This window comes from Oceanisphaera pacifica (assembly GCF_017498065.1).
Classification (GTDB): domain Bacteria; phylum Pseudomonadota; class Gammaproteobacteria; order Enterobacterales; family Aeromonadaceae; genus Oceanimonas; species Oceanimonas pacifica.
Window position 1 is genome coordinate 1 of record NZ_JAGDFX010000004.1, and the last position, 19,972, is coordinate 19,972.

At 45.5% G+C, this 19,972-nt stretch carries 16 protein-coding genes; 9 read left to right on the top strand and 7 right to left on the bottom strand.

Going from position 1 to position 19,972, the window contains the following annotated elements; translation table 11 throughout:
- Positions 1-385: 385 nt before the first annotated feature.
- Positions 386-817: an arsenate reductase/protein-tyrosine-phosphatase family protein gene (locus J3U76_RS04040; RefSeq protein WP_208004568.1), complete on the bottom strand. Its 432-nt coding sequence runs from the start codon at positions 815-817 to the stop codon at positions 386-388.
- 347 nt (positions 818-1,164) lie between these two features.
- Complete coding sequence (locus J3U76_RS04045; RefSeq protein WP_208004569.1) at positions 1,165-2,283, bottom strand: polysaccharide export protein; 1,119 nt, start codon at positions 2,281-2,283, stop codon at positions 1,165-1,167.
- Between the two features lie 538 nt (positions 2,284-2,821).
- Here J3U76_RS04045 and J3U76_RS04050 point away from each other — a divergent pair.
- The 4 genes from J3U76_RS04050 (at position 2,822) to J3U76_RS04065 (ending at position 6,761) form a co-directional block, all read left to right on the top strand.
- On the top strand, positions 2,822-3,109 hold the full coding sequence (locus J3U76_RS04050; RefSeq protein ID WP_208004570.1) for a hypothetical protein: 288 nt from the start codon (positions 2,822-2,824) through the stop codon (positions 3,107-3,109).
- A 72-nt stretch (positions 3,110-3,181) separates the two neighbouring features.
- Positions 3,182-3,853: a YjbF family lipoprotein gene (locus J3U76_RS04055; protein ID WP_208004571.1), complete on the top strand. Its 672-nt coding sequence runs from the start codon at positions 3,182-3,184 to the stop codon at positions 3,851-3,853.
- On the top strand, positions 3,850-4,608 hold the full coding sequence (locus tag J3U76_RS04060) for a capsule biosynthesis GfcC family protein (protein ID WP_208004572.1): 759 nt from the start codon (positions 3,850-3,852) through the stop codon (positions 4,606-4,608). Before J3U76_RS04055 ends, J3U76_RS04060 begins: the two co-directional genes overlap by 4 nt.
- Complete coding sequence (locus tag J3U76_RS04065) at positions 4,608-6,761, top strand: YjbH domain-containing protein (protein ID WP_208004573.1); 2,154 nt, start codon at positions 4,608-4,610, stop codon at positions 6,759-6,761. The genes J3U76_RS04060 and J3U76_RS04065 overlap by 1 nt, the downstream gene beginning before the upstream one ends.
- A 197-nt stretch (positions 6,762-6,958) precedes the next feature.
- Here the strand turns inward: J3U76_RS04065 and J3U76_RS04070 are convergent, their stop codons facing one another.
- The 5 genes from J3U76_RS04070 to J3U76_RS04090 form a co-directional block, all read right to left on the bottom strand.
- Positions 6,959-7,312 carry a four helix bundle protein gene (locus J3U76_RS04070; RefSeq protein ID WP_208004574.1) on the bottom strand — a complete coding sequence of 118 codons (354 nt, stop codon included), beginning with the start codon at positions 7,310-7,312 and terminating at the stop codon, positions 6,959-6,961.
- Positions 7,313-7,411: 99 nt separating this feature from the next.
- Positions 7,412-8,074, bottom strand: a complete 663-nt coding sequence (ung, locus tag J3U76_RS04075; protein ID WP_208004752.1) for a uracil-DNA glycosylase — start codon at positions 8,072-8,074, stop codon at positions 7,412-7,414.
- A gap of 366 nt (positions 8,075-8,440) precedes the next feature.
- Positions 8,441-9,313: an acyl-CoA thioesterase II gene (gene tesB, locus J3U76_RS04080; protein ID WP_208004575.1), complete on the bottom strand. Its 873-nt coding sequence runs from the start codon at positions 9,311-9,313 to the stop codon at positions 8,441-8,443.
- A gap of 529 nt (positions 9,314-9,842) precedes the next feature.
- Positions 9,843-10,142: a YciI family protein gene (locus J3U76_RS04085; protein ID WP_208004576.1), complete on the bottom strand. Its 300-nt coding sequence runs from the start codon at positions 10,140-10,142 to the stop codon at positions 9,843-9,845.
- Between the two features lie 65 nt (positions 10,143-10,207).
- Positions 10,208-10,741, bottom strand: a complete 534-nt coding sequence (locus tag J3U76_RS04090) for a septation protein A (RefSeq protein WP_208004577.1) — start codon at positions 10,739-10,741, stop codon at positions 10,208-10,210.
- Positions 10,742-12,078: 1,337 nt separating this feature from the next.
- Between J3U76_RS04090 and J3U76_RS04095 the strand changes: the two genes are divergently transcribed.
- The 5 genes from J3U76_RS04095 to J3U76_RS04115 all read left to right on the top strand — a co-directional run bounded on the left by J3U76_RS04095 (position 12,079) and on the right by J3U76_RS04115 (position 18,785).
- Positions 12,079-12,369: a ComEA family DNA-binding protein gene (locus tag J3U76_RS04095; RefSeq protein ID WP_208004578.1), complete on the top strand. Its 291-nt coding sequence runs from the start codon at positions 12,079-12,081 to the stop codon at positions 12,367-12,369.
- A gap of 121 nt (positions 12,370-12,490) precedes the next feature.
- Positions 12,491-13,468, top strand: a complete 978-nt coding sequence (gene galU, locus J3U76_RS04100; RefSeq protein ID WP_208004579.1) for a UTP--glucose-1-phosphate uridylyltransferase GalU — start codon at positions 12,491-12,493, stop codon at positions 13,466-13,468.
- A gap of 114 nt (positions 13,469-13,582) precedes the next feature.
- The gene (locus J3U76_RS04105; RefSeq protein WP_208004580.1) at positions 13,583-14,344 is read left to right on the top strand and encodes a DnaT-like ssDNA-binding domain-containing protein; all 762 of its coding nucleotides are present in this window, start codon (positions 13,583-13,585) and stop codon (positions 14,342-14,344) included.
- Positions 14,328-15,173: a DnaA ATPase domain-containing protein gene (locus J3U76_RS04110; RefSeq protein WP_208004581.1), complete on the top strand. Its 846-nt coding sequence runs from the start codon at positions 14,328-14,330 to the stop codon at positions 15,171-15,173. Before J3U76_RS04105 ends, J3U76_RS04110 begins: the two co-directional genes overlap by 17 nt.
- A gap of 774 nt (positions 15,174-15,947) precedes the next feature.
- On the top strand, positions 15,948-18,785 hold the full coding sequence (locus J3U76_RS04115) for an HD-GYP domain-containing protein (RefSeq protein WP_208004582.1): 2,838 nt from the start codon (positions 15,948-15,950) through the stop codon (positions 18,783-18,785).
- Positions 18,786-19,972 lie beyond the last annotated feature (1,187 nt).

Below are 19,972 nucleotides of genomic sequence, written 5' to 3' on the forward strand. Positions count from 1 at the left end.
TCATGGCGAACTCTCAATATATAAAGAGTGTTATCTGATCATATCCGCCAATAAAAAGAAAGATACTAGATTAAATTAATGACTGCTAGCTTGTTGAATTAACGACTTTTTTCATGCTCTTGCCCTGTTTTAGACCTGTTCTCTATTTTTTAGCGGGTTTCGTGGATTTCGTTGCCAAGAACTTTCTTTTTTAAGACAAATCCATACTAGCCTTTTGCAACTAAACCCGCGAAATCCACGAAAAGATCAATATTAAGAGCGGAAATTTTAATGGTTAAGAGCAAACTTACATACCTGTAGACTGTTACCTGTTTTTACAGTAAAAACCTTTTTTTAGACCTGTTCTCTATTTTTTAGCGGGTTTCGTGGATTTCGTTGCGAATATTTACTTAAGCTTTTGTGACCAGAGTTTGCTGTTTTCGGCTATTAGTTGGTATACGTGTTGGAAGGCTTCTTCGCTTTTTTTGTAAGGGTCGGGTATTTCTTGGTTGTTGTTCCATTGCCCTAGTAAGAAGGTTTTGCCGCGGGCCTCGGGGGCTAGTTTGGTGATGCCTTCTTTGTGTTTGCTTTCCATTACTAATATTACATCGGCTTGGCGGCAGAGCTCTTTGGTTAACTGGCGTGCTTTGTGGGTTGGGCACGTTAGGCCGTTTTGTTCTGCTACTTGTTTGGCGGTGGCGTCTGTGTCGTGATCGACTAACGCGCCTAAGCCTGCTGAGTGTACGGTTTTATGCGGCAAAGCCTGTTTTAGTAAAAACTCAGCGGTTGGGCTGCGACAGATATTGCCCACACAGACCACTAAAATATTATTAAACATTTTTAATCACCTTAGAGATTAAATAATTTTGCAACGAAACCCACGAAATCCACGAAAAGATCGAGATAAGAGCGAATTTTTTCATAGTAAGAGCAAAGGCTTTAAAGCTGTAAAGTGGACAGACTAAGATAAACCACTAAGGAGTAAAGATAGCTGGATGCCTGAAGCCGAAAGCTAAGCCAAAACACTGCGGTATTTTTATTTTCGGTTTTACTTCCTGCTTCTAGCTTATCGCTTCCAGCTATTTTTTAGGTCTTACCATTAAAAGTCACTTTTCGACCTTATCTCATCTTAATTTTTCCGTGGGTTCCGTGGATTCCGTTGCGAAAGGGGTTGAACACTAGAATCTACTCGACGAGGCGGGTGCCGGTGTATACGCCACTTAAGGTGGGTAGTAACTGACCTATTACGCGGTTCCAGCGGGCTACTGGGGCGGCGGTAACGTAGACAATGTCGCGCTCTTGTAATTTAAAACTGTCTGCTAACACCATAGCGGCCATGTTTTTGGCATTTAACTGATACACGTCTGCTATGCGGCCACTTTGTTCTGGGGCTTTGCGCATTACAAACACACCGGTGGCGTCTGCTGTTACTTGGCTCATGCCTTCGGCATCGGCCAGGGCTTCGGCTAGGGTTTTGCCATTGCGGCCCATGGGTAGCGTTTGTTGTTTGCCTACTTCGCCTAATACAAATACTTTGCTGTCGTCGTTGCGGTTAATGTTAATAACATCGTTTGGTTGCAACAAAATATTTTGGCTTACGTCGCCGTCTTTATATAAATCGCGTAGCGAGAAACGATAAGTTTGTGCACCTCGGTTTAACACTACAGTTTGCCAGTCGGCGTGCTCGGTAATACCACCGGCTTTGCTTACCGCATCTACCAGCGTTAACGGAATATTGGTAATAGGCTGGGTGCCTGGGCGTTCTACTTCACCGGTAACGTATACCCACTTAGAACGAAACGCGGCAATGGTTACATCCACTTGCGGGCTTTCTACGTAACGGGCTAAGCGGCGGCTAATAAGATCGCGAATTTCACTGATTTTTAATCCTGCTACTTTCACGTTACCTATGTAGGGATAAAAAATGGTGCCGTCTGCGTGCACCCAGTTGCCTGCTTCTTCTGAACTGCGGTATTCACCCGCTGGGGTGGTCAGCTCTGGGTGATCCCATACGATAACGCTTAATACGTCACCTGGGCCTACTTTGTAGTCGTAGTCGGCAATTTGTTGGCGCAGTGCTTGGTCGTTTGCCGGTAGTTGCTCTGTATTGTTGGTTTGTGCTTGTACAGACGCCGCCGTGATGGGGTAAATATCAATAAGTTCACTTAAATCATCGTTTTGATCGTGATATTGGTCTACTACAGTGCCATAGCTATTAGAGAAATGACTACCTGGGATCACGGTGCAGCCGCTAAGCAGGGCTGTGCCAAAAAGAAGAGCGGAAAGATACTTTGCTTTATACATGTATGAGTGTCTGCCAGGTTATTTATGCAAGATATATGCGAAAAAGGTACGCTACCGCCCCAAGGTTACAGCCCCTCGATGCTGATTTAGCCTGCCTAATTTTGTGCTGTATTGGCCGCAACCCAGTGTCTTTTTTTTTCAAAATGCAATAAATGGGCGCGCTCTTTTAAGAGCGAGTAAGTATTATTACGCGGCATTCTAAAAATAGCGCTGCATACTACCACAGTTTTTTGCTGAGTAAACTCCATGGCCCGTGTGAAAATTAACCGCTCGCATTTTGCAACGGTGAATAAGGCAAGCCCTGCGATAGGTGAATAAGCGAATAAGGTTAAAACTAAATGTTATATTATACGGCTTATTGGCAAAACTGACTTTTACGTCAACAAGTATCGACTCACTTGACGACTATTTCGCTTTATCGCTTGGCTAATAACATTGGTTTTTGCCGTAAAATACCTTATATTGGCAGCTAAATGGGTTATCAATTAACTGTCTGTTAATATCAGCCCGACGGTAATTTACTAATTAGGAGTATTACATGAAGAAGACAGCGATTGCTTTATTAATGGGTGCTGCGTTTGCATTGCCAGTTCAAGCACAAACTGAAGGTACTGGCGCTGCAGCTAGCACTACGGGTGCCGGCGCAGGTGCGGGTGCTACGGCCGGTGCTGCTGGCACTGTTGCCGGCGGTGCAGCTGTGGGTGTTGGTGCAGCTGTTGCAGCAACCGCTGCCACTGTTGCTGCGGTAACGGCCGTAGCCGTTGCTGCTTCTAGCGATGACGAAGACAACGCACCTGGTACTACTGGTACTACTGGTACTAACTAATTTGTTATAAATTAGTGTTTTCTAGAATAAAGGGGCTAAGGCCCCTTTTTATTTGCTTTAATGGACAAACTGATGCTAAAAGCTGCTTGTTACGCTATTACCTTGTCGGTATGTATGATTGGGCTAACTGGGTGTAGCCAAAAAGTAAAAGATGTAAGTGAGGTGGTTAAAGTGGCCACTTTAGGCTATTCCGATGTGGCCATTACCCAGCAACAAGTAGACACCCTGCCCTATGCGGCTATTCAGTTTAAGTGGGGGCATGGGCCTAGAGTATTATCGGCTTTGGCGTTTGCAGAAGGTGAGCAGTTAAAGTGGGTAACCCAAGACAAAGCCATGGTGGTCACTCAGCACGGGCGTTTGGTGAGCACAGTGGGCTTTAGCCATAATATTACCTACACCGCTAATTTAGAGAATGATCCCCTGCCCCACTTATTAACACTGTGGCAAAACCGCAATGCTGAAGGGTTGCGCTGGTCTACCGAGCACGATTGGCAGCCTGGGTATTACAGTGGTTATCAGGCTTTATCGCGTTTTAGTTATCAGGGTAAAGAGCAGGTTACTATTTTAAATAAGCCGGTAACGCTGATTAAGTTTACCGAGCATGTCTCTTATACCAAGCTAGATGTGGAACAACAAAATCAATTTTGGTTATCGCCAATAACGGGCAAGGTAATTAAAAGTAAACAGTTTGTAGGGCCCGGCTTGCCGGCGATAGAAATGACTCTTCTTAAGCCTTTTTCATGAATATAATCTCTCGTTTTTTTATCGCACTTAGCGTATTTATTATATTGCCGCTACAGGCTAACTCTGTGTCGGTTACCGTTCAGCCTATAGTGGGTGATGCTTGGCAATGGCAGCAACCGCAAGCAGTGCGTTGGCAGCAGTTGCTGGCAGCGTTACAAGCAAAGGGCGTTGATGCACGTTGGGCACAGTTGAGCTTGCCTGCAGAGCACCCTAAAACCGCCGCGTTAGAAGTAGAGCGTGCTCGGCTGCTAAAAGATTTGCATCAGTTAGGCCAATATTGGGCGCGTAATGGCAAGCACGGCTTGCTGCGCAGTGCCACTGAGCTAAGCGCACAAATTAAAAATCTGCCGTTAGTGGCCCGCCTGCCGGTTAATTTTAATTACGATCAGGTGCGTATTAATGCTAATGATAATCCGTTATTAACCGAGCATTATCAGCTGGCCATTCACCCAAGGCCCACCTTTGTATGGGCACAGGGCTTAGTACGCCTGCCCGGTAAGCGCCCTTTTGTCGACTCGGCCTTTGCTTATGATTATGGCCGCCGATTAAATATGTTGCCTGGGGCCGAACACAATCAAGTATGGATAATTCAGCCAGACGGCCATGTTATGCCCAGCCCAATAGATCCGTTTGCCCCCGAATTTGTGGGTGTGGCACCGGGCGCAACCTTATTTGTGGGCTTTAAGTCTTTACCCCGCGCGTTTGCTGATATTAATCAGCGCATAATGACCTTATTTGCTAACCGAGAACTCTAATGAAACCTATTTTTCATTATGCCGCCTTGGCTACCGCTATTAACTTAGTGTTGCATAGCACAGCTTATGCCGAACAAGCATTAACCCCTTTTGCTACTCAGCCGTCGCAATCTGACTTTGGTGGCGTGGGCTTAATTCAAATGCCTTCTGCCCGTATGAATAAAGAAGGCGAGTTTAGTGTTAACTATTTTGATACTGACCAATATCGCCGTTATTCATTATCTTTGCAGTTATTTCCTTGGTTAGAAAGCACGGTGCGCTATGTGGATGTGCGCACCCGAAAATACAGCGACAATCCCGATTTTAGTGGGGATCAAACCCTTAAAGATAAAGGGATTGATGCCAAGGTACGGTTATTAAAAGAAAGCCAATGGTTACCCGAGCTTAGTGTGGGTGCAAGAGACTTAGGTGGCACTGGTTTATTTGCTTCTGAGTTTGTGGCGGCCAATAAACGATTTGGGCCGCTGGATTTTACAGTGGGTATGGGTTGGGGTTATTTAGGTAGCCGCGATAATATTAGTAACCCTTTTTGTGAAGCATCGGACCGATTTTGTGATCGCCCCCAAGGCACGCTGGGCAGCGGTGGTAAGTTTGATGTAAATAAGATGTTTAGAGGCCCTGCCGCTTTATTTGGTGGTGTAGAGTACCAAACACCTTGGCAGCCGTTACGATTAAAGCTGGAATACGACAGTAACGACTATAAAAATGGCAATGGCAATGGCAAGCAAGAGCCCGCCTTGGGGCAAACAGTGGGTGGGTTACCCGTAGATGCCCCAGTTAACGTAGGCGCAGTGTACCGAGCTTTTGACTGGCTAGATGTGCACGCCAATTATCAGCGCGGTAATACCTTTGGCTTTGGGGTGACTATGCGTACCAACTTTAATGAGTTAACCCCAAGCTGGAACGATGTCTCTCATCCTAATTATGATGCCAAGCAGCAGCCTGAAGCTGGCCAAGCTGATTGGGGGCGTTTGCAGGGTGACTTAGCCGAAAATGCTGGCTATAAACGCACTCGTATTTATCAAGATAACAGCACTTTAGTTGTGAGTGGTGAGCAAACAAAATACCGAGATAGAAGCGAAGCCCAAGCCCGAGCCGCGGTATTATTAGCAAATCAGGTGCCTGCTGATATTAAGCAAGTGCAGCTAATAGAGCGCAAAAAGAACCTAGACCTTAGCGCACAAGAGTTTGATATGACCAAGCTGCGCTTGGCGGCAGATAATGCCTATATTGGTGCAGATGTTACCGATGCCATGACGGCGATAGAGCCAAAACAGTATGCAAGCGCCACACCTCTGGCTGAGCATAAACAACGTGTTCGCTATGGTATTTCGCCGGTATTAAAGCAGTCTTTGGGTGGCCCTGAGTCGTTTTATATGTATCAGGTTGGCTTTAATGCCAATGCAGAAGCCGATATCAGTAAGCAATGGTTGGTGTCTGCGGGCCTTTATGTGAACTTGCTAGATAACTACGATAAGTGGGATGAAAACTATAACGGCTACACAGATAACACCCCTGCTTTGCCTCAGGTGCGTACTCTTATTCGTAAGTATGTTAGTGATAACCCCGTTCGTTTAGATAATGCTCAGTTAACATGGATGGATAGAGTAACTGACGATTGGTATGCCCAAGCCTATGGTGGCTATTTAGAAATGATGTATGCCGGTGTAGGTGGCGAGGTGTTATATCGCCCTGCAAACAGTAAATGGGCATTAGGGGCTAACCTTAACCATGTAAAACAGCGCGATTATGACTCTCAGTTTGGTATGTTGGACTATTCGGTAAACACCGGCCATGTGAGTGGTTATGTTGAAATGCCGTGGCTAGAAGATACCTTGTTGCAAGTGCATGCGGGCCAGTACTTGGCGGGCGATAAGGGGGCTACTTTTGATATTTCGCATAAGTTTGACAGCGGCGTGATTGCCGGTGCCTTTGCCACCTTTACCGATGTGTCGAGTGACGAATTTGGTGAGGGCAGTTTTAATAAGGGCTTTTACTTATCGATTCCGTTCGACATTATGACGGTGAAGCCAAGTACCAGCCGCGCCAGCATTAGCTGGGTACCATTAACCCGAGATGGCGGTCAAATGGTAGGTCGCAAGTACAGCTTGTATAACTTAACCGACGCCAGAGCGCCGTATTATGGGCTTTAAGTGAAAGCTTGAAGCTGGAAGCTTGAAGCTGGAAGCTTGAAGCTGGAAGCTGAAAGCTGAAAGCTGGAAGCTTGAAGCTGGAAGCTGGAAGCTGAAAGCTGGAAGCTTGAAGCTGGAAGCTGAAAGCTGAAAGCTGAAAGCTGAAACAAAAAAACACCGAGCCATTAGACTCGGTGTTTTTCTTCGAGCTTCTGGCTTCAAGCTTTATCTTCAAGTTTCAGTTTATTAATCAAGCCTGATAGCATGGCGGCTATCTCTTTAGTCTCGCTTATCCAGCGGTTACCGTGCTCATAGTCTATATAGCCGATTTCTATACCGATGTAAGTTTGAGTTCTAAATTCAGAACAAGATCCTTTTGCTACAAGCAAAAAGTGTATTTTGTCTTTGGGTGTCCGCCTGCTCATGCCTTCGGCTATATTACTTGGAACAGATAGCCCAGAACGGGTAATTTGATCTTTAAAACCAAAGTCCTTTAGCGCATGCAGTGTCTTATATATGTCAGCAGATAACCACACTGAACGCCGCCACACCTCCAACTTTTCGAAGTCCATAACCACTTCTCCCTGTTATCTTCTCAACCCTATTAACCTTAGCAGGGAACTGAAGCTTAGTGTTTTTCCAGCTTCCAGCTTCTAGCTCTCAGCTTTCTCTTAAAGCTTTGCCCAGTTAATGGGTGTTTTGCCTTGTTGTGCTAACAGTGTGTTGGTCTGGGAGAAGTGCTTACAGCCGAAGAAGCCTCGGTAGGCGGATAAGGGGCTGGGGTGTACGGCGGTGAGTATGTGGTGGCGCAGGCTGTCTATTTTAGCGCCCTTCTTTTGGGCATGACTGCCCCACAGTAGAAATACTACGCCTTGGCATTGCTCATTAATGGTGGCAATGACTTTATCGGTGAAGGTTTCCCAGCCAAGCTTAGCATGAGAGTGTGCTTTGCCGGCTTCTACTGTTAATACGGTATTAATCAGTAATACCCCCTGCTCTGCCCACGCGGTTAAGCAGCCGTGCTCGGGGGCAATAAAGCCGGGTATGTCTGTGGTGAGCTCTTTGTATATGTTGCGTAACGAGGGCGGTATTTTTACGCCAAGCTGCACCGAGAAGCTTAAACCATGCGCTTGGTTAGGGCCGTGGTAAGGGTCTTGACCGAGTATCACCACTTTTACTTGGTCTAATGGAGTAAGGCTAAAGGCGCTAAATACCTCTTGCTCGGGTGGATAAATTGTTTTACCCACAGCCCGCTGTTGTTCAACAAACTCAAGTGTTTGTTGTAGGTAAGACTGCTGCTGTTCTTGTTCGATTAATTGCTGCCAAGTTTTGATCATTAAGTGCCTTCAATAACTGAGTGATAAAATATTTTGCAACGGAATCCGCAGAAAGCACGGAAAAATAGGGATAAGATCTGAAAAGGCTAAAAGATAGCTGGAAGCGATAAGCTAGAAGCTGGAAGTAAAACCGAAAATAAAAATACCGCAGTGTTTTGGATTAGCTTTCGGCTTCAGGCATCCAGCTATCTTTACTCCTTACAGGTTTATCTTAGCTTGTCCATTTTACAGCTTTAAAGCCTTTGCTCTTACTATAAAAAATTTCGCTCTTATGGTGATCTTTTCGTGGGTTTCGTGGATTTCGTGGATTTCGTTGCAAGTATCTTTAGTCTTTTGTTTGTTAATTCAACATTGCCTTTAAAGTCATTCAGCACTGCCCCCGCGGGACCTGATAATCCCTTCTTGCATGGTGCTTGCCACTAAGGTGCCGTCTTGGGTGTAGCAGCGGCCTTGTACTAGGCCTCGGCCGCCTATGGCGCGGGGGCTTTCTATGGCATATAAAATCCAGTCGTCTAGCCGAAAATCTTGGTGAAACCACATGGCGTGATCAATGGTGGCTACTTGCAGTTCTCTGTCCCAGTACGAACGCCCGTGGGGCATGAGTGAAACCGGTAAAAAGTTAAAATCAGACGCGTAAGCTAGTAGGTATTTATGAATACGTACATCGTCTGGCAAAGGGCCATTGGCCTTTAGCCAGACATATTGTACTGGCTCTGCCACTTGTGGCTGCAAGGGATTGTTGTAATGCACTTGTCGCATTTCTATGGGCGACTCAGATAGCCATTTATCTTTTATTGATTTAGGCAAGTATTGCGCCAAGGCTTTTATATGTTCGCTATCGGGGGTAATGCCCTCGGGCCCTGGCACATCGGGCATAGGAGCTTGATGTTCAAAGCCCGGTACCGGCTGTTGAAAAGAAGCGGTCATGTAAAAAATGGGCTTGTCGTATTGCAGCGCTTTTATACGACGAGTAGAGGTAGTTTTGCCATCGCGAATGGTTTCTACGTCGTAAGTAATGGGTTTGTTTACATCACCTGGGCGCAAGAAGTAAGAATGAAATGAGTGTACGGGCCTGTCTGCCGCTAGGGTATATTTAGCCGCCGCCAGTGCTTGGCCCATCACTTGGCCACCAAATACGGCACCAAAGCCTAAATCCATGCTTTGGCCTGTGTATTGGCCGTCGCCGATAGGCTCTAGCGCCAGCAAGTTAAGTAGTTCATTTAATGCTTGGCTCATATCATTCTCCCCTTTTCGTAAGGTTAAGGTAATGTTGAGTTAACTGACAAACACTCAAGACTAGGCCCTTTTGCCACGGAATACACGGAAGAACACGGAAAAATTAAGCTAACATAACAGCGAATAATCTTTAATGGTAAGAGCAAAGGCCATAAGGGCAATGTTGAATGTTGAATGTTGGATTAACTGACAAACACTCAAGACTGGGCCCTTTTGCAACGAAATCCGCTAAACCCACGAAAAGATCACCATAAGAGCGAAAATTATCATAGTAAATGCTAAACACACTGTTTTATAAGCTTTGTGTCTGCTCTTACCAAGAACAGTCTTTTTTCAGATCTTATCTCTATTTTTTAGCGGGTTTCGCGGGTTTCGTTGCAAGGTGTCTTAGTCTCTTGACCTTCATTCAACATTGCCATGTAGAAGTAAAGTGGACTGGCTGAGATAAACCCGTGAAGCGTGAGGGGGACGACACTCAACCAGTGCAATATTTTACTTCCAGCTTCCGGCTTCTAGCTTCCAGCTCTTCTTAAGGCAGTACTTTCTTAAATGGCTTCACTGACACTGACGCGTATACACCTGCGGCTACATACGGATCTTCGTTGGCCCAGGTTTGCGCCTCTGTTAAAGAGCCAAATTCGGCAATGACGGTGCTACCGGTAAAGCCTGCTTCACCTGGGTCTTCTGCATCAATGGCAGGATTTGGGCCTGCGACTAACAAACGACCTTCTTCTGCTAGTGCCTGTAAACGTGCCAAATGTGCAGGGCGCGCTTCTTTGCGCAATGCCAAACTATCCGCTTTATCTTGAGCAATAATTGCATACCACATCAGTGTGTTTTCCTTATCAGTTACGTTTAAATAAAAACTATGGCTAGATGATGATTACCGACAGTTTACTGTTCGGTTTTTTGGTGACGGTATAAATACAGTACGGTGGCAAAGGTAAACAGCAAGGTGAGGCCCAGTAAGCCAAACACTTTAAAGTTAACCCATACTTCTTGTGGCAAGCTAAACGCTACATACACGTTAAGTGCGCCACACACCGCAAAAAATGCCGCCCAAGCCACATTGGCTTTGTCCCATACGGCATCGGGTAAGGTCATTTCTTTGCCTAGCATCTGCTTAATCAGATTTTTACCAAATCCATAGCGGCTTACCAGTAGCCCCAGGGCAAAAAAGCCATTTACTGCGGTCACCTTCCATTTAATAAAGGCGTCATCTTGAAAGAACATGGTTAGGCCACCAAAAAACATCACCAGCACTAAGGTAATCAGGTGCATTTTCTCTAACCGTTTATGTTTTAGCCAAAACACCAGCATTTGCACACAGGTGGCCGCCATTAGCGCGCCGGTAGCGGCATAGATATCAACGGTTTTGTACACCGCAAAAAATATGATCAGAGGAATAAATTCAATTAGTTGTTTCATTACTAGCAACCCTAAAAAACAATATGCTGTAGTCTACCACAACCCACAGTTATCAAGGCAATGCTGAATGGCTGAAAGCTCGAAGCTCGAAGCTGGAAGCTGAAAGCTGAAAGCTGAATCTGAAAGCTGAAAGCTGAAAGCTCGAAGCTCGAAGCTGGAAGCTGGAAGCTGGAAGCTGGAAGCTGAAAGCTGAAAGCTGAAAGCGGTAAGCTAAGCAAAAACACAGAGGCATTTTTGTTTTTACTTCCGGCTTCTAGCTTCAAGCTTATTACTATCTGTTAACTGGATTGCCGCGTCGCTGCGCTCCTCGCAATGACCCAAGGGCAATGTTGAATTAACTGACAAACACTCAACACTAAGCCCTTTTGCAACGAAATCCGCTAAACCCACGAAAAGATCAACATAACAGCGAAAAATTTTAATGGTAAGAGCAAGATCACCGATAGCTGGAAGCTAAGCCAAAACACTGCGGTACTTTTATTTTCGGTTTTACTTCCAACTTCTAGCTTATCGCTTCCAGCTATCTTTTAGCCTTTTCAGATCTGCTCCCTATTTTTCCGTGGGTTTCGTGGATTCCGTGGCAAAAGATCTTTAGACGTGCCGCTGCGCGCCACCAGCCAGCTGAAGCGGCCTCTACCTGGGCGGTGCAATGACCGATGTTGTCATTGCGAGGAACGAAGCAATCCATCCCAAACAAAGCTATACGTCTAACGCTGACCGCCTTACGTTAAAAACAAAACGGTTTTGGCTGTTTGTACAGCGCTCAGCGTAAAGCGTAGAGAAAGCCGGAAGCTGAGAGCTGGAAGCGGTAAGCTAAGCAAAAACACAGAGGCATTTTTGTTTTTACTTCCGGCTTCTAGCTTCAAGCTTATTACTATCTGTTAACTGGATTGCCGCGTCGCTGCGCTCCTCGCAATGACCCAAGGGCAATGTTGGATTAACTGACAAATGCTCAACACTAAGCCCTTTTGCAACGAAATCCGCTAAACCCACGAAAAGATCACCATAACAGCGAAAAGTCTTAATGGTAAGAGCAAGATCACCGATAGCTGGAAGTCTGAAGCCGAAAGCTAATATTTTCGGTTTTACTTCCAGCTTCTAGCTTATCGCTTCCAGCTATTTTTTAGCTCTTACCAATAAAAACCTCTTTTAGATGTTATCCCTACTTTTTAGCGGATTTAGTGGGTTTCGTTGCCAGTTGTCTTATCTTGATCTGTTGGCCTTTGAATTCATTCAACATTATTTTAAAGATTTATTGGCTTAATTTGGGTTTATGGTCAAGGCTTGATGATGTCCTACTGGACAATTTTTAAACACTTTCATCAAGGAGTGATGATATGAATAAGCCCCTATTATTAAGCTTTTTATTGGCGTTATTTGCTTTTTCTACCCCGAGTTTGGCACAAGATGCACCTATGGCTGAAGATGCGGTGATTAGCAGTATTAACATTAACACTGCTAATACCGAGCAGTTGAGCATGTTAACCGGTATTGGCTCGGCTAAAGCTAAGGCCATAGTGGAATACCGTGAAGCAAATGGTCCTTTTAGCTCGGTTGATGATTTAGCCAGCGTCAGTGGTATTGGCCCTGCTACTGTTGAAAAGAATCGACATTTACTAAGTAAGTAATTAAGGCAAGTAGTTAAGCAAGTAGCCGTTTATTATTAAGCGCTAGTCCTCCTTAAGATGGTCGGGAGGGCTGCTATTGGTTATGATAGGGCATTCTTAATTTACTGTGACTTTATTTAGTATGCCATCTACAAAATCATCTTCTAATACTCAACAAGCCAACGCCCAAGATACTCAATTAAAAGAAGCGCCTGCTGCTATTGCTGCACCGCTTATTCGTAAAGCCGTGATCCCAGTTGCCGGCTTGGGCACGCGTATGCTGCCTGCTACTAAGGCGATTCCTAAAGAAATGCTGCCAGTGGTAGATAAGCCACTTATTCAGTATGTGGTGAATGAGGCTGTAAAGGCGGGTATTAAAGAGATTGTGTTGGTGACCCATGCCAGTAAAAACTCCATTGAAAACCACTTTGATACCAGTTTTGAACTAGAAGCTACTCTAGAAAAACGAGTAAAGCGCCAGCTGTTGGATGAAGTAAAACGCATTTGTCCGCCAGATGTCACCATTATGCATGTGCGCCAAGGCGAAGCAAAAGGCTTGGGCCATGCCATTTTATGCGCTCAGCCATTAGTGGGTAACGAACCTTTCGCAATTTTACTGCCCGATGTATTAATTGACGATGCCGCCTGTAATTTACAGCAAGATAATACTGCCGCCATGATCACCGCCTTTGCGGACACTGGGCATAGCCAAATTTTGGTGGAGCCAGTGGCAGAAGAGCAAGTAGACCAGTTTGGTATTGTTGACTTAGGCAGTGCCTCATTAGCGCAAGGCGAGTCGGCCCCCATTAATGCCATGGTTGAAAAGCCCGATCGTGAAGACGCCCCTTCTAACTTAGCCGTGGTAGGCCGTTATGTGTTGTCTGCTGATATTTGGCCGCTGCTAAGCAAAACACCTTTAGGTAAAGGCGATGAAATTCAGCTTACCGACACCATTGCCATGTTAATGGAGCAGCAAGCGGTTGATGCGCATCATATTACTGGCAAAAGTCACGACTGCGGTAATAAGCTTGGCTTAATGATGGCCAATGTTGAATATGGTATGCGCCACACCCAATTGGGTGAAGACTTTCGCCAATATTTAAAACAGCTTAAGTTTTAATTAAGTTTTAATTAAGTTTTAATTAAGTTTTAAAACACCGCATTGAATGTTAGCCACGGCTAACTAACGTGACGTTACTCATATAACCAGATAACAAGGGAGTAGGTAACAAGAATGACACCGGCAGAGTATCAGGCGCTGACGTCTCCTAAGTTGTCTCACCCTGCACGCAGTTTGTATCAGTTTTACCTGCAACATCAGGCGCGCGGTGAATATACCCAAGCGCTAGACTACCCAGTGTTAGGTAAAGCGTTAGCGGTGCAAGGTGAAGGAGAATATCGTTATCGGGTAACCCCTGCTACTTTAACTGACTTGGTTGATGAGTTACTGGATATAGGGTTATTAAACGTGGTAGAGAATCCGCACCCACAGCATTATCACGGTGCGGTGTTTTCATTACCGTTAAAGCGCTTGCAAGGGCTGGCCGCCCTGCCATCTCGCCAGTTTGCAATGCATCCAGACTGGCGACCAGATGAGCAGTTTGCGGGGTTGGCTCGGCTGTGCGGTTTGCTAGATAGCCATATTGATGAAACTGAGCTGGGTGAGTTTATTGCCTATTGGCTAGGTCGCCCAGAGGTGTTTGAAAATCAGCACCAATGGATGTTGAAATTAGTACGTAAGCTAAAAAATCAGCGTAGTATTAAGCGCACTTCTGCTCCTGTAGCTGAAGCCGGTTACCAACAACAAGCGGTATCGCCTCAGCAAAGTGACACTGGCCCCAGTAAACGGGCACAGCAAATGATGGCAGAGGCGCAGCGCCTTAACACATCCCTTAATGCCGACTCGTCTTATACAGACGCTGCTAATACAGACACTCGGGCGAATAAACCAACCCCACCAACAGAGGACAGTGATGCCAATGAAAAAGACAGCTGAAGAAATTGCCGCCGATCTTAATGATATCGCTCGTCGTCGTCGCCGCCCTAAGCCACAAAAAGATACCACGCCAACCGCTGCCGGTGGAGAGGTCACTCAGGTGCTAAACAGAATACAGCAGCTGCGCGCAGGGGGCACATTGCCGGAATATGATTATTTTGAGCTTAAGCGCCAATATGAACAGCAAGCGAATAAAGATGTGCAACAAGCTCAGATGCAAGCTAAGCAGCAACGCACCGAGCGCTTGTTAGCTCAGGCCGATCTCAACCCTGAATGGGTGTTCGATAATATGGACATTAACGACCCCGCTTTGGGCCATCATATTGAAACGGCACATCACTTTATTAATGCCTTTGAGCATTGGAAAGAAAAAGGCGGCGCGGCTATTCTCATTTATGGGGACTTTGGTACTGGCAAGTCGACCTTGGCGGGTTCTATTGCTCATGAGTTAATTCAGCAACATCAAAAGTCGGTGATTTTTCAACAATGGGCGTCTGTAGTCGATCGACTGTTTTTTGGGGTACTGGAAGAGCAAGAAACGCGTAATCAGTATCGTAAGGCGTTAGAGGAAGTGGATTTATTGATCCTAGATGAAGTATCGGCGAACCGCGCGCGCTTGGCCGAAAGCCAGTCGAGCTTTTTGGGGCATTTATTGCGCCGACGCCGTAACTTAGCGAAAAGTGTGATTATTATTACTAACCACGACCCTCAGTCTTTACACCGCGCCGTGGGGGATTTTTGTTTTGAGGCCATTAAGGCGTTTCATCCGGTTGATATTGCCCTACACGGCCCCAGCCGCCGACCCGACATAGGGGAATACCGGAGCTAAAGGCTATTAACAGCAATGTTGAATGAAGGTCAAAAGATAAACCCCTTTTGCCACGGAATACACGGAAGAACACGGAAAAATAGAGATAAGATCTGAAAAGAGCTTTCTTGCTAGGTTAGAACTTACTAACAAGGTCACTTAAGAGCTTAGTCTTAAGTGTTTGTCTATTAATTCAACACTGCCCTTGAGTCATTGCGAGGAGTGCAGCGACGCGGCAATCTATTGCACAGACAGCGATACGCTTTACGCTGAGCGCGGTACGAACAACCAAAATCGGTGTGTTCTGCTCTTGTCATTGGTAGGGGCGAATTTATTCGCACAAAAACCATGGCACACCTTAAAATCGGTCGAATGAATTCGACCCTACACAGGGTTGGATTGTTTAACGTAAGGCGGTCAGCGTTAGACGTATAGCCTTGGTTTGGGATGGATTGCTTCGTACCTCGCAATGACCCAGATGTTGTCATTGCGAGGAGCGTAGCGACGCGGCAATCTAGGTAACAGATAGCAATAAGCTTGAAGCTGGAAGTAAAACCGAAAATAAAAGTACCGCAGTGTTTTGGCTTCAGACTTCCAGCTATCGGTGATCTTGCTCTTACTATTAAGATTTTTCGCTCTTATGTTGATCTTTTAGTGGGTTTCGCGGATTTCGTTGCAAAAAGGCTTAGTGTTGAGTGCTTGTCTGTTAATTCAACATTCAAAATTTAACATTCAACATTGCCTTTCAAGCCCTTAAAGCCCTTAAAGCCCTTAAAGCCCTTCAAGGATGTTTTTATGCACTGGATGTATGCGCGCTTTAGTTTGCGGTTTTATATTAGCTGCTTATTCTCTATCTTGATTATAGTGTTGGGCAGTGTGCTGATTTATACACAGCAGCGCCATAATAGTCAGTTTCTTTTGGCTAATAGTCAGCAACGGCTAGACACACTTGAAAACACACTCAGTCAGCGGCTAGAGCACAGCCTACAAAATATCAATACCAGCCTCACGCTTATGCAGAGTAATGGGGTGACCTTAGCAAATACAGAGCAAGACTTAACCCACTGGCTACCTCTTATTCACCCGTTATTAAGCGCAACGCCGAATGTTACTACCCTTTTAGTCGGCGAGCCCGATGGCCGAAGCCTGATTTTTCATCTCACTCAACGGCAAAGTAAACGAGATGAACTGTTAGCTCCGCAGGCCACAGAGTTAGTTATAGACATTATGTCTCCTGATCATGACACAAAGCGCTTTTATTTTAATAAGCAGTATCAGTTATTAGGCGAGACAATAATAACGCTTGCCGACAATGAATCCTCGTTTGATGTACGTAAACGCCCTTGGTTTGCCCCCACGCTTAACCATAAGGGCATATACATTACCTCGCCTTATCTTTTTCATGGTAAGCAAAATATTGGCTTAACCCTGTCGGTGGGAGATAGCCGCCAACAAAGGGTGTGGGCAGCGGATTTATTGTTAACCGATATCAGTGCACTGTTAAAAGAAGAGCTGCCTAATGCCGATACCTTTTTACTGCAAGCTCCTCATTTTAATCTGTTAGCCAGTAGCCGTCGTCAACCTGAGGGCTCTTCATTACCAGAGGTTAACGAGATTTTCGGACTCGCGCCTTTACTCGAAAAGCCTAGCCTTCAACATTGGCGTAAGAATATTAACGGAGAAACTTGGTTAGGCCATCAGCAAGCGTTAACGCTAGATATTGGGTTAGATCATTCACTGGATTTACGTTTAGCAACGTTAGTGCCCTATTCAGTACTTATGGCTGACGCACTTAAGTTTGGCCGTGAACAAATTTGGTTAACCTTACTGATTATTCTGCTGTGCTTACCGGTGGTAATGCTGGTTTCTCGTACTATGACGAGGCCATTGGCGCAAATGGCGCAAGATATGAAAGCGATTAATCATTTTGATTTTTCTTGCTTTAAGCCACGCCGTTATTTTTATAAAGAGTTGGATGATCAGGCGTGCACTATGGCGCTGGTGAATAATACCTTGGCCGACTTTGCTAAAGAGCTGAGCTTGTTATCGCAAAGTGATGACTTTAATGGCTTCTTACAAAGAGTAGGCATCAGTATTACTCAGCTAGGCGGTGGGCAGCGCTGTTTGCTTTATCACGTTGAGCAAGAGGGGGATAACTGCACCTTAGTGTTGTTAGATAAAAAGCGCCAACACCGTATTGTGCTGCCTGAAGGGTTGTCTGACGAAGCCTTATCTAACTTTATGTTAGCGACTTTTTCTGAGCAAGCTTTGCGCTTTGAAACGCCTTGGTTATTGCATGACAGGTTTGGCAAATTGAACGGCGTTATTCTGCTAGGTATGAGCCATAGCGCCCCTGCCCTACCCATGGGCAAGCGCCGTTTTATTGGCCATTATTGTGATCTTGCTAATATTGCGCTTGAAGGTATGCGCTTATTTGAACAGCAGCGGTTAATGACTCAGTCTATGGTGCGCGTATTAGCGGCGGGCATTGATGCTAAGTCTCCTCACACTAGCAAACACTGTCAGCGTGTGCCCGAGCTTACCTTGATGCTGGCTAAAGCGGTGCATAATAGTGACAGTGGCATTTATGCAGACTTTAAAATGACAGATCAAGAGTGGGAAGAGCTGTACTTAGCCGCTTGGTTACATGATTGCGGCAAGTTAGTCACCCCAGAGTATGTGCTGAATAAAGCCACTAAGTTAGAAACTTTATATAACCGCTTGCATGAAATTAGAATGCGTTTTGAGGTATTAAAACGCGATGCCGATGTGCGTTATTGGCAAGGCATTGCCAACGGCGAGCCAGAGGCAGTATTGGCGGCTCAGCGCCAACAAGCGCAACAGCAACTGGACCATGACTTTGAGTTTATTGCGCAGTTAAATAAGGGTGAAGTGGCAATTAACCCCGCCCAGCAAGCCAGACTGAACCAAGTTGCTAACCAAACATGGCTAAGAACGCTCAATAATCGTATTGGCTTGTCTTGGGAGGAAGAGCAGCGCTTGTGCCCTGACACTCAGTTACCTGCATGGGAACCCTTGCTGGCCGACTTACCAGGGCATCATATTCCTTACCTGCCAGAAGAGCGGATTACCCCTGATAACCGCTGGGGAATTACCTTAACTCAGCCGCCGCTAAAGCAGCATTTAGGGGAGCGGTATAATTTGCTGGTTAAACATGGCACCTTAACCGATGAAGAGCGCTATACCATTAATGCTCATGCGGTGCATACCCTCACCATGTTAAGTGAACTGCACTACCCTGATCATTTAAGTCAGGTCACTTTGTTAGCCGCCAGCCATCATGAAAATATGGATGGCTCCGGCTACCCAAGGAACATTAAAGCCGCTGAGCTACCATTGCAGACACGCATGTTAACGTTGGCAGATGTATTTGAGGCGTTAACCGCAGTCGATCGCCCTTATAAGCAAGCCAACGGTTTACAAAAGACATTATTAATTATGGCCGGCATGGCAGCCCGCCAACATTTAGATGCGGCACTGTTTCGCTTTTTTGTGGAGCAAGAGGTTTACCTTGAATATGGCCGTTTGTATTTAGACGCCGAGCAGTTAGATGCGGTGGATAAGCCCCAAGTTTTAGCAGTAAGCGAAGGGAATGCTGAAGGGCAATGTTGAATTTTGAATTTTGAGTGTTGAATGAAGTTCAAAAGACTAAGACACCTTGCAACGAAACCCGCGAAATCCGCTAAAAAATAGGGATAAGTTCTGAAAAGAGCTTTTGATTGTAAGAGCTAAAAAATAGCGCCCAGAAGACAGAGACAATGTTGAATTGTGAATGTTGAATGTTGAGTTAAGGTCAAAAGAGCAAGATAAAACACTTGGCAACGCTTCTTTGTAACAAGAGGCGCTAAACCCGCTAAAAAATAGGGATAAGTTCTGAAAAGATCTTTTGATTGTAAGGGCTAAAAAATAGCTGGAAGCGATAAGCTAGAAGCTGGAAGTAAAACCGAAAATATTAGCTTTCGGCTTCAGACTTCCAGCTATCGGTGATCTTGCTCTTACCATTAAGACTTTTCGCTGTTATGTTGATCTTTTCGTGGGTTTAGCGGATTCCGTGGCAAAAGGGCCTAGTCTTGAGTGTTTGTCAGTTAATCCAACATTGCCCTTGGGTCATTGCGAGGAGCGCAGCGACGCGGCAATCCAGTTAACAGATAGTAATAAGCTTGAAGCTAGAAGCCGGAAGTAAAAACAAAAACAAAATGCCTCTGTGTTTTTGCTTAGCTTACCGCTTCCAGCTCTCAGCTTCCGGCTTTCTCTACGCTTGACGCTGAGCGCTGTACAAACAGCCAAAACCGTTTTGTTATTAACGTAAGGCGGTCAGCGTTAGACGTATAGCTTTGTTTGGGATGGATTGCTTCGTACCTCGCAATGACAACATCGGTCATTGCACCGCCCAGGTAGAGGCCGCTTCAGCTGGCTGGTGGCGCGCAGCGGCACGTCTAAAGATCTTTTGCCACGGAATCCACGAAACCCACGGAAAAATAGGGATAAGATCTGAAAAAGACTGTTCATGGTAAGAGCTAAAAGATAGCTGGAAGCGATAAGCTAGAAGCTGGAAGTAAAACCGAAAATATTAGCTTTCGGCTTCAGACTTCCAGCTATCGGTGATCTTGCTCTTACTATTAAGATTTTTCGCTCTTATGGTGATCTTTTCGTGGGTTTAGCGGATTTCGTTGCAAAAGGGCCTAGTCTTGAGTGTTTGTCAGTTAATCCAACATTCAAAATTTAGCATCCAACATTACCCTTATGGGCTTTGCTCTTACCATTAAGATTTTTCGAGCTTATGTTAGCTTAATTTTTCC

Excerpts from the sequence above, each read along its gene's own strand:
- J3U76_RS04085 (WP_208004576.1), bottom strand. The coding sequence starts at position 10,142 with ATGTGGTATGCAATTATTGCTCAAGATAAAGCGGATAGTTTGGCATTG.
- tesB (WP_208004575.1), bottom strand. The coding sequence starts at position 9,313 with ATGAGCCAAGCATTAAATGAACTACTTAACTTGCTGGCGCTAGAGCCT.
- J3U76_RS04045 (WP_208004569.1), bottom strand. The coding sequence starts at position 2,283 with ATGTATAAAGCAAAGTATCTTTCCGCTCTTCTTTTTGGCACAGCCCTG.
- J3U76_RS04070 (WP_208004574.1), bottom strand. The coding sequence starts at position 7,312 with ATGGACTTCGAAAAGTTGGAGGTGTGGCGGCGTTCAGTGTGGTTATCT.
- J3U76_RS04055 (WP_208004571.1), top strand. The coding sequence starts at position 3,182 with ATGCTAAAAGCTGCTTGTTACGCTATTACCTTGTCGGTATGTATGATT.
- J3U76_RS04110 (WP_208004581.1), top strand. The coding sequence starts at position 14,328 with ATGAAAAAGACAGCTGAAGAAATTGCCGCCGATCTTAATGATATCGCT.
- J3U76_RS04040 (WP_208004568.1), bottom strand. The coding sequence starts at position 817 with ATGTTTAATAATATTTTAGTGGTCTGTGTGGGCAATATCTGTCGCAGC.
- J3U76_RS04065 (WP_208004573.1), top strand. The coding sequence starts at position 4,608 with ATGAAACCTATTTTTCATTATGCCGCCTTGGCTACCGCTATTAACTTA.
- J3U76_RS04050 (WP_208004570.1), top strand. The coding sequence starts at position 2,822 with ATGAAGAAGACAGCGATTGCTTTATTAATGGGTGCTGCGTTTGCATTG.
- J3U76_RS04115 (WP_208004582.1), top strand. The coding sequence starts at position 15,948 with ATGCACTGGATGTATGCGCGCTTTAGTTTGCGGTTTTATATTAGCTGC.
- J3U76_RS04095 (WP_208004578.1), top strand. The coding sequence starts at position 12,079 with ATGAATAAGCCCCTATTATTAAGCTTTTTATTGGCGTTATTTGCTTTT.
- galU (WP_208004579.1), top strand. The coding sequence starts at position 12,491 with ATGCCATCTACAAAATCATCTTCTAATACTCAACAAGCCAACGCCCAA.
- J3U76_RS04105 (WP_208004580.1), top strand. The coding sequence starts at position 13,583 with ATGACACCGGCAGAGTATCAGGCGCTGACGTCTCCTAAGTTGTCTCAC.
- J3U76_RS04090 (WP_208004577.1), bottom strand. The coding sequence starts at position 10,741 with ATGAAACAACTAATTGAATTTATTCCTCTGATCATATTTTTTGCGGTG.
- J3U76_RS04060 (WP_208004572.1), top strand. The coding sequence starts at position 3,850 with ATGAATATAATCTCTCGTTTTTTTATCGCACTTAGCGTATTTATTATA.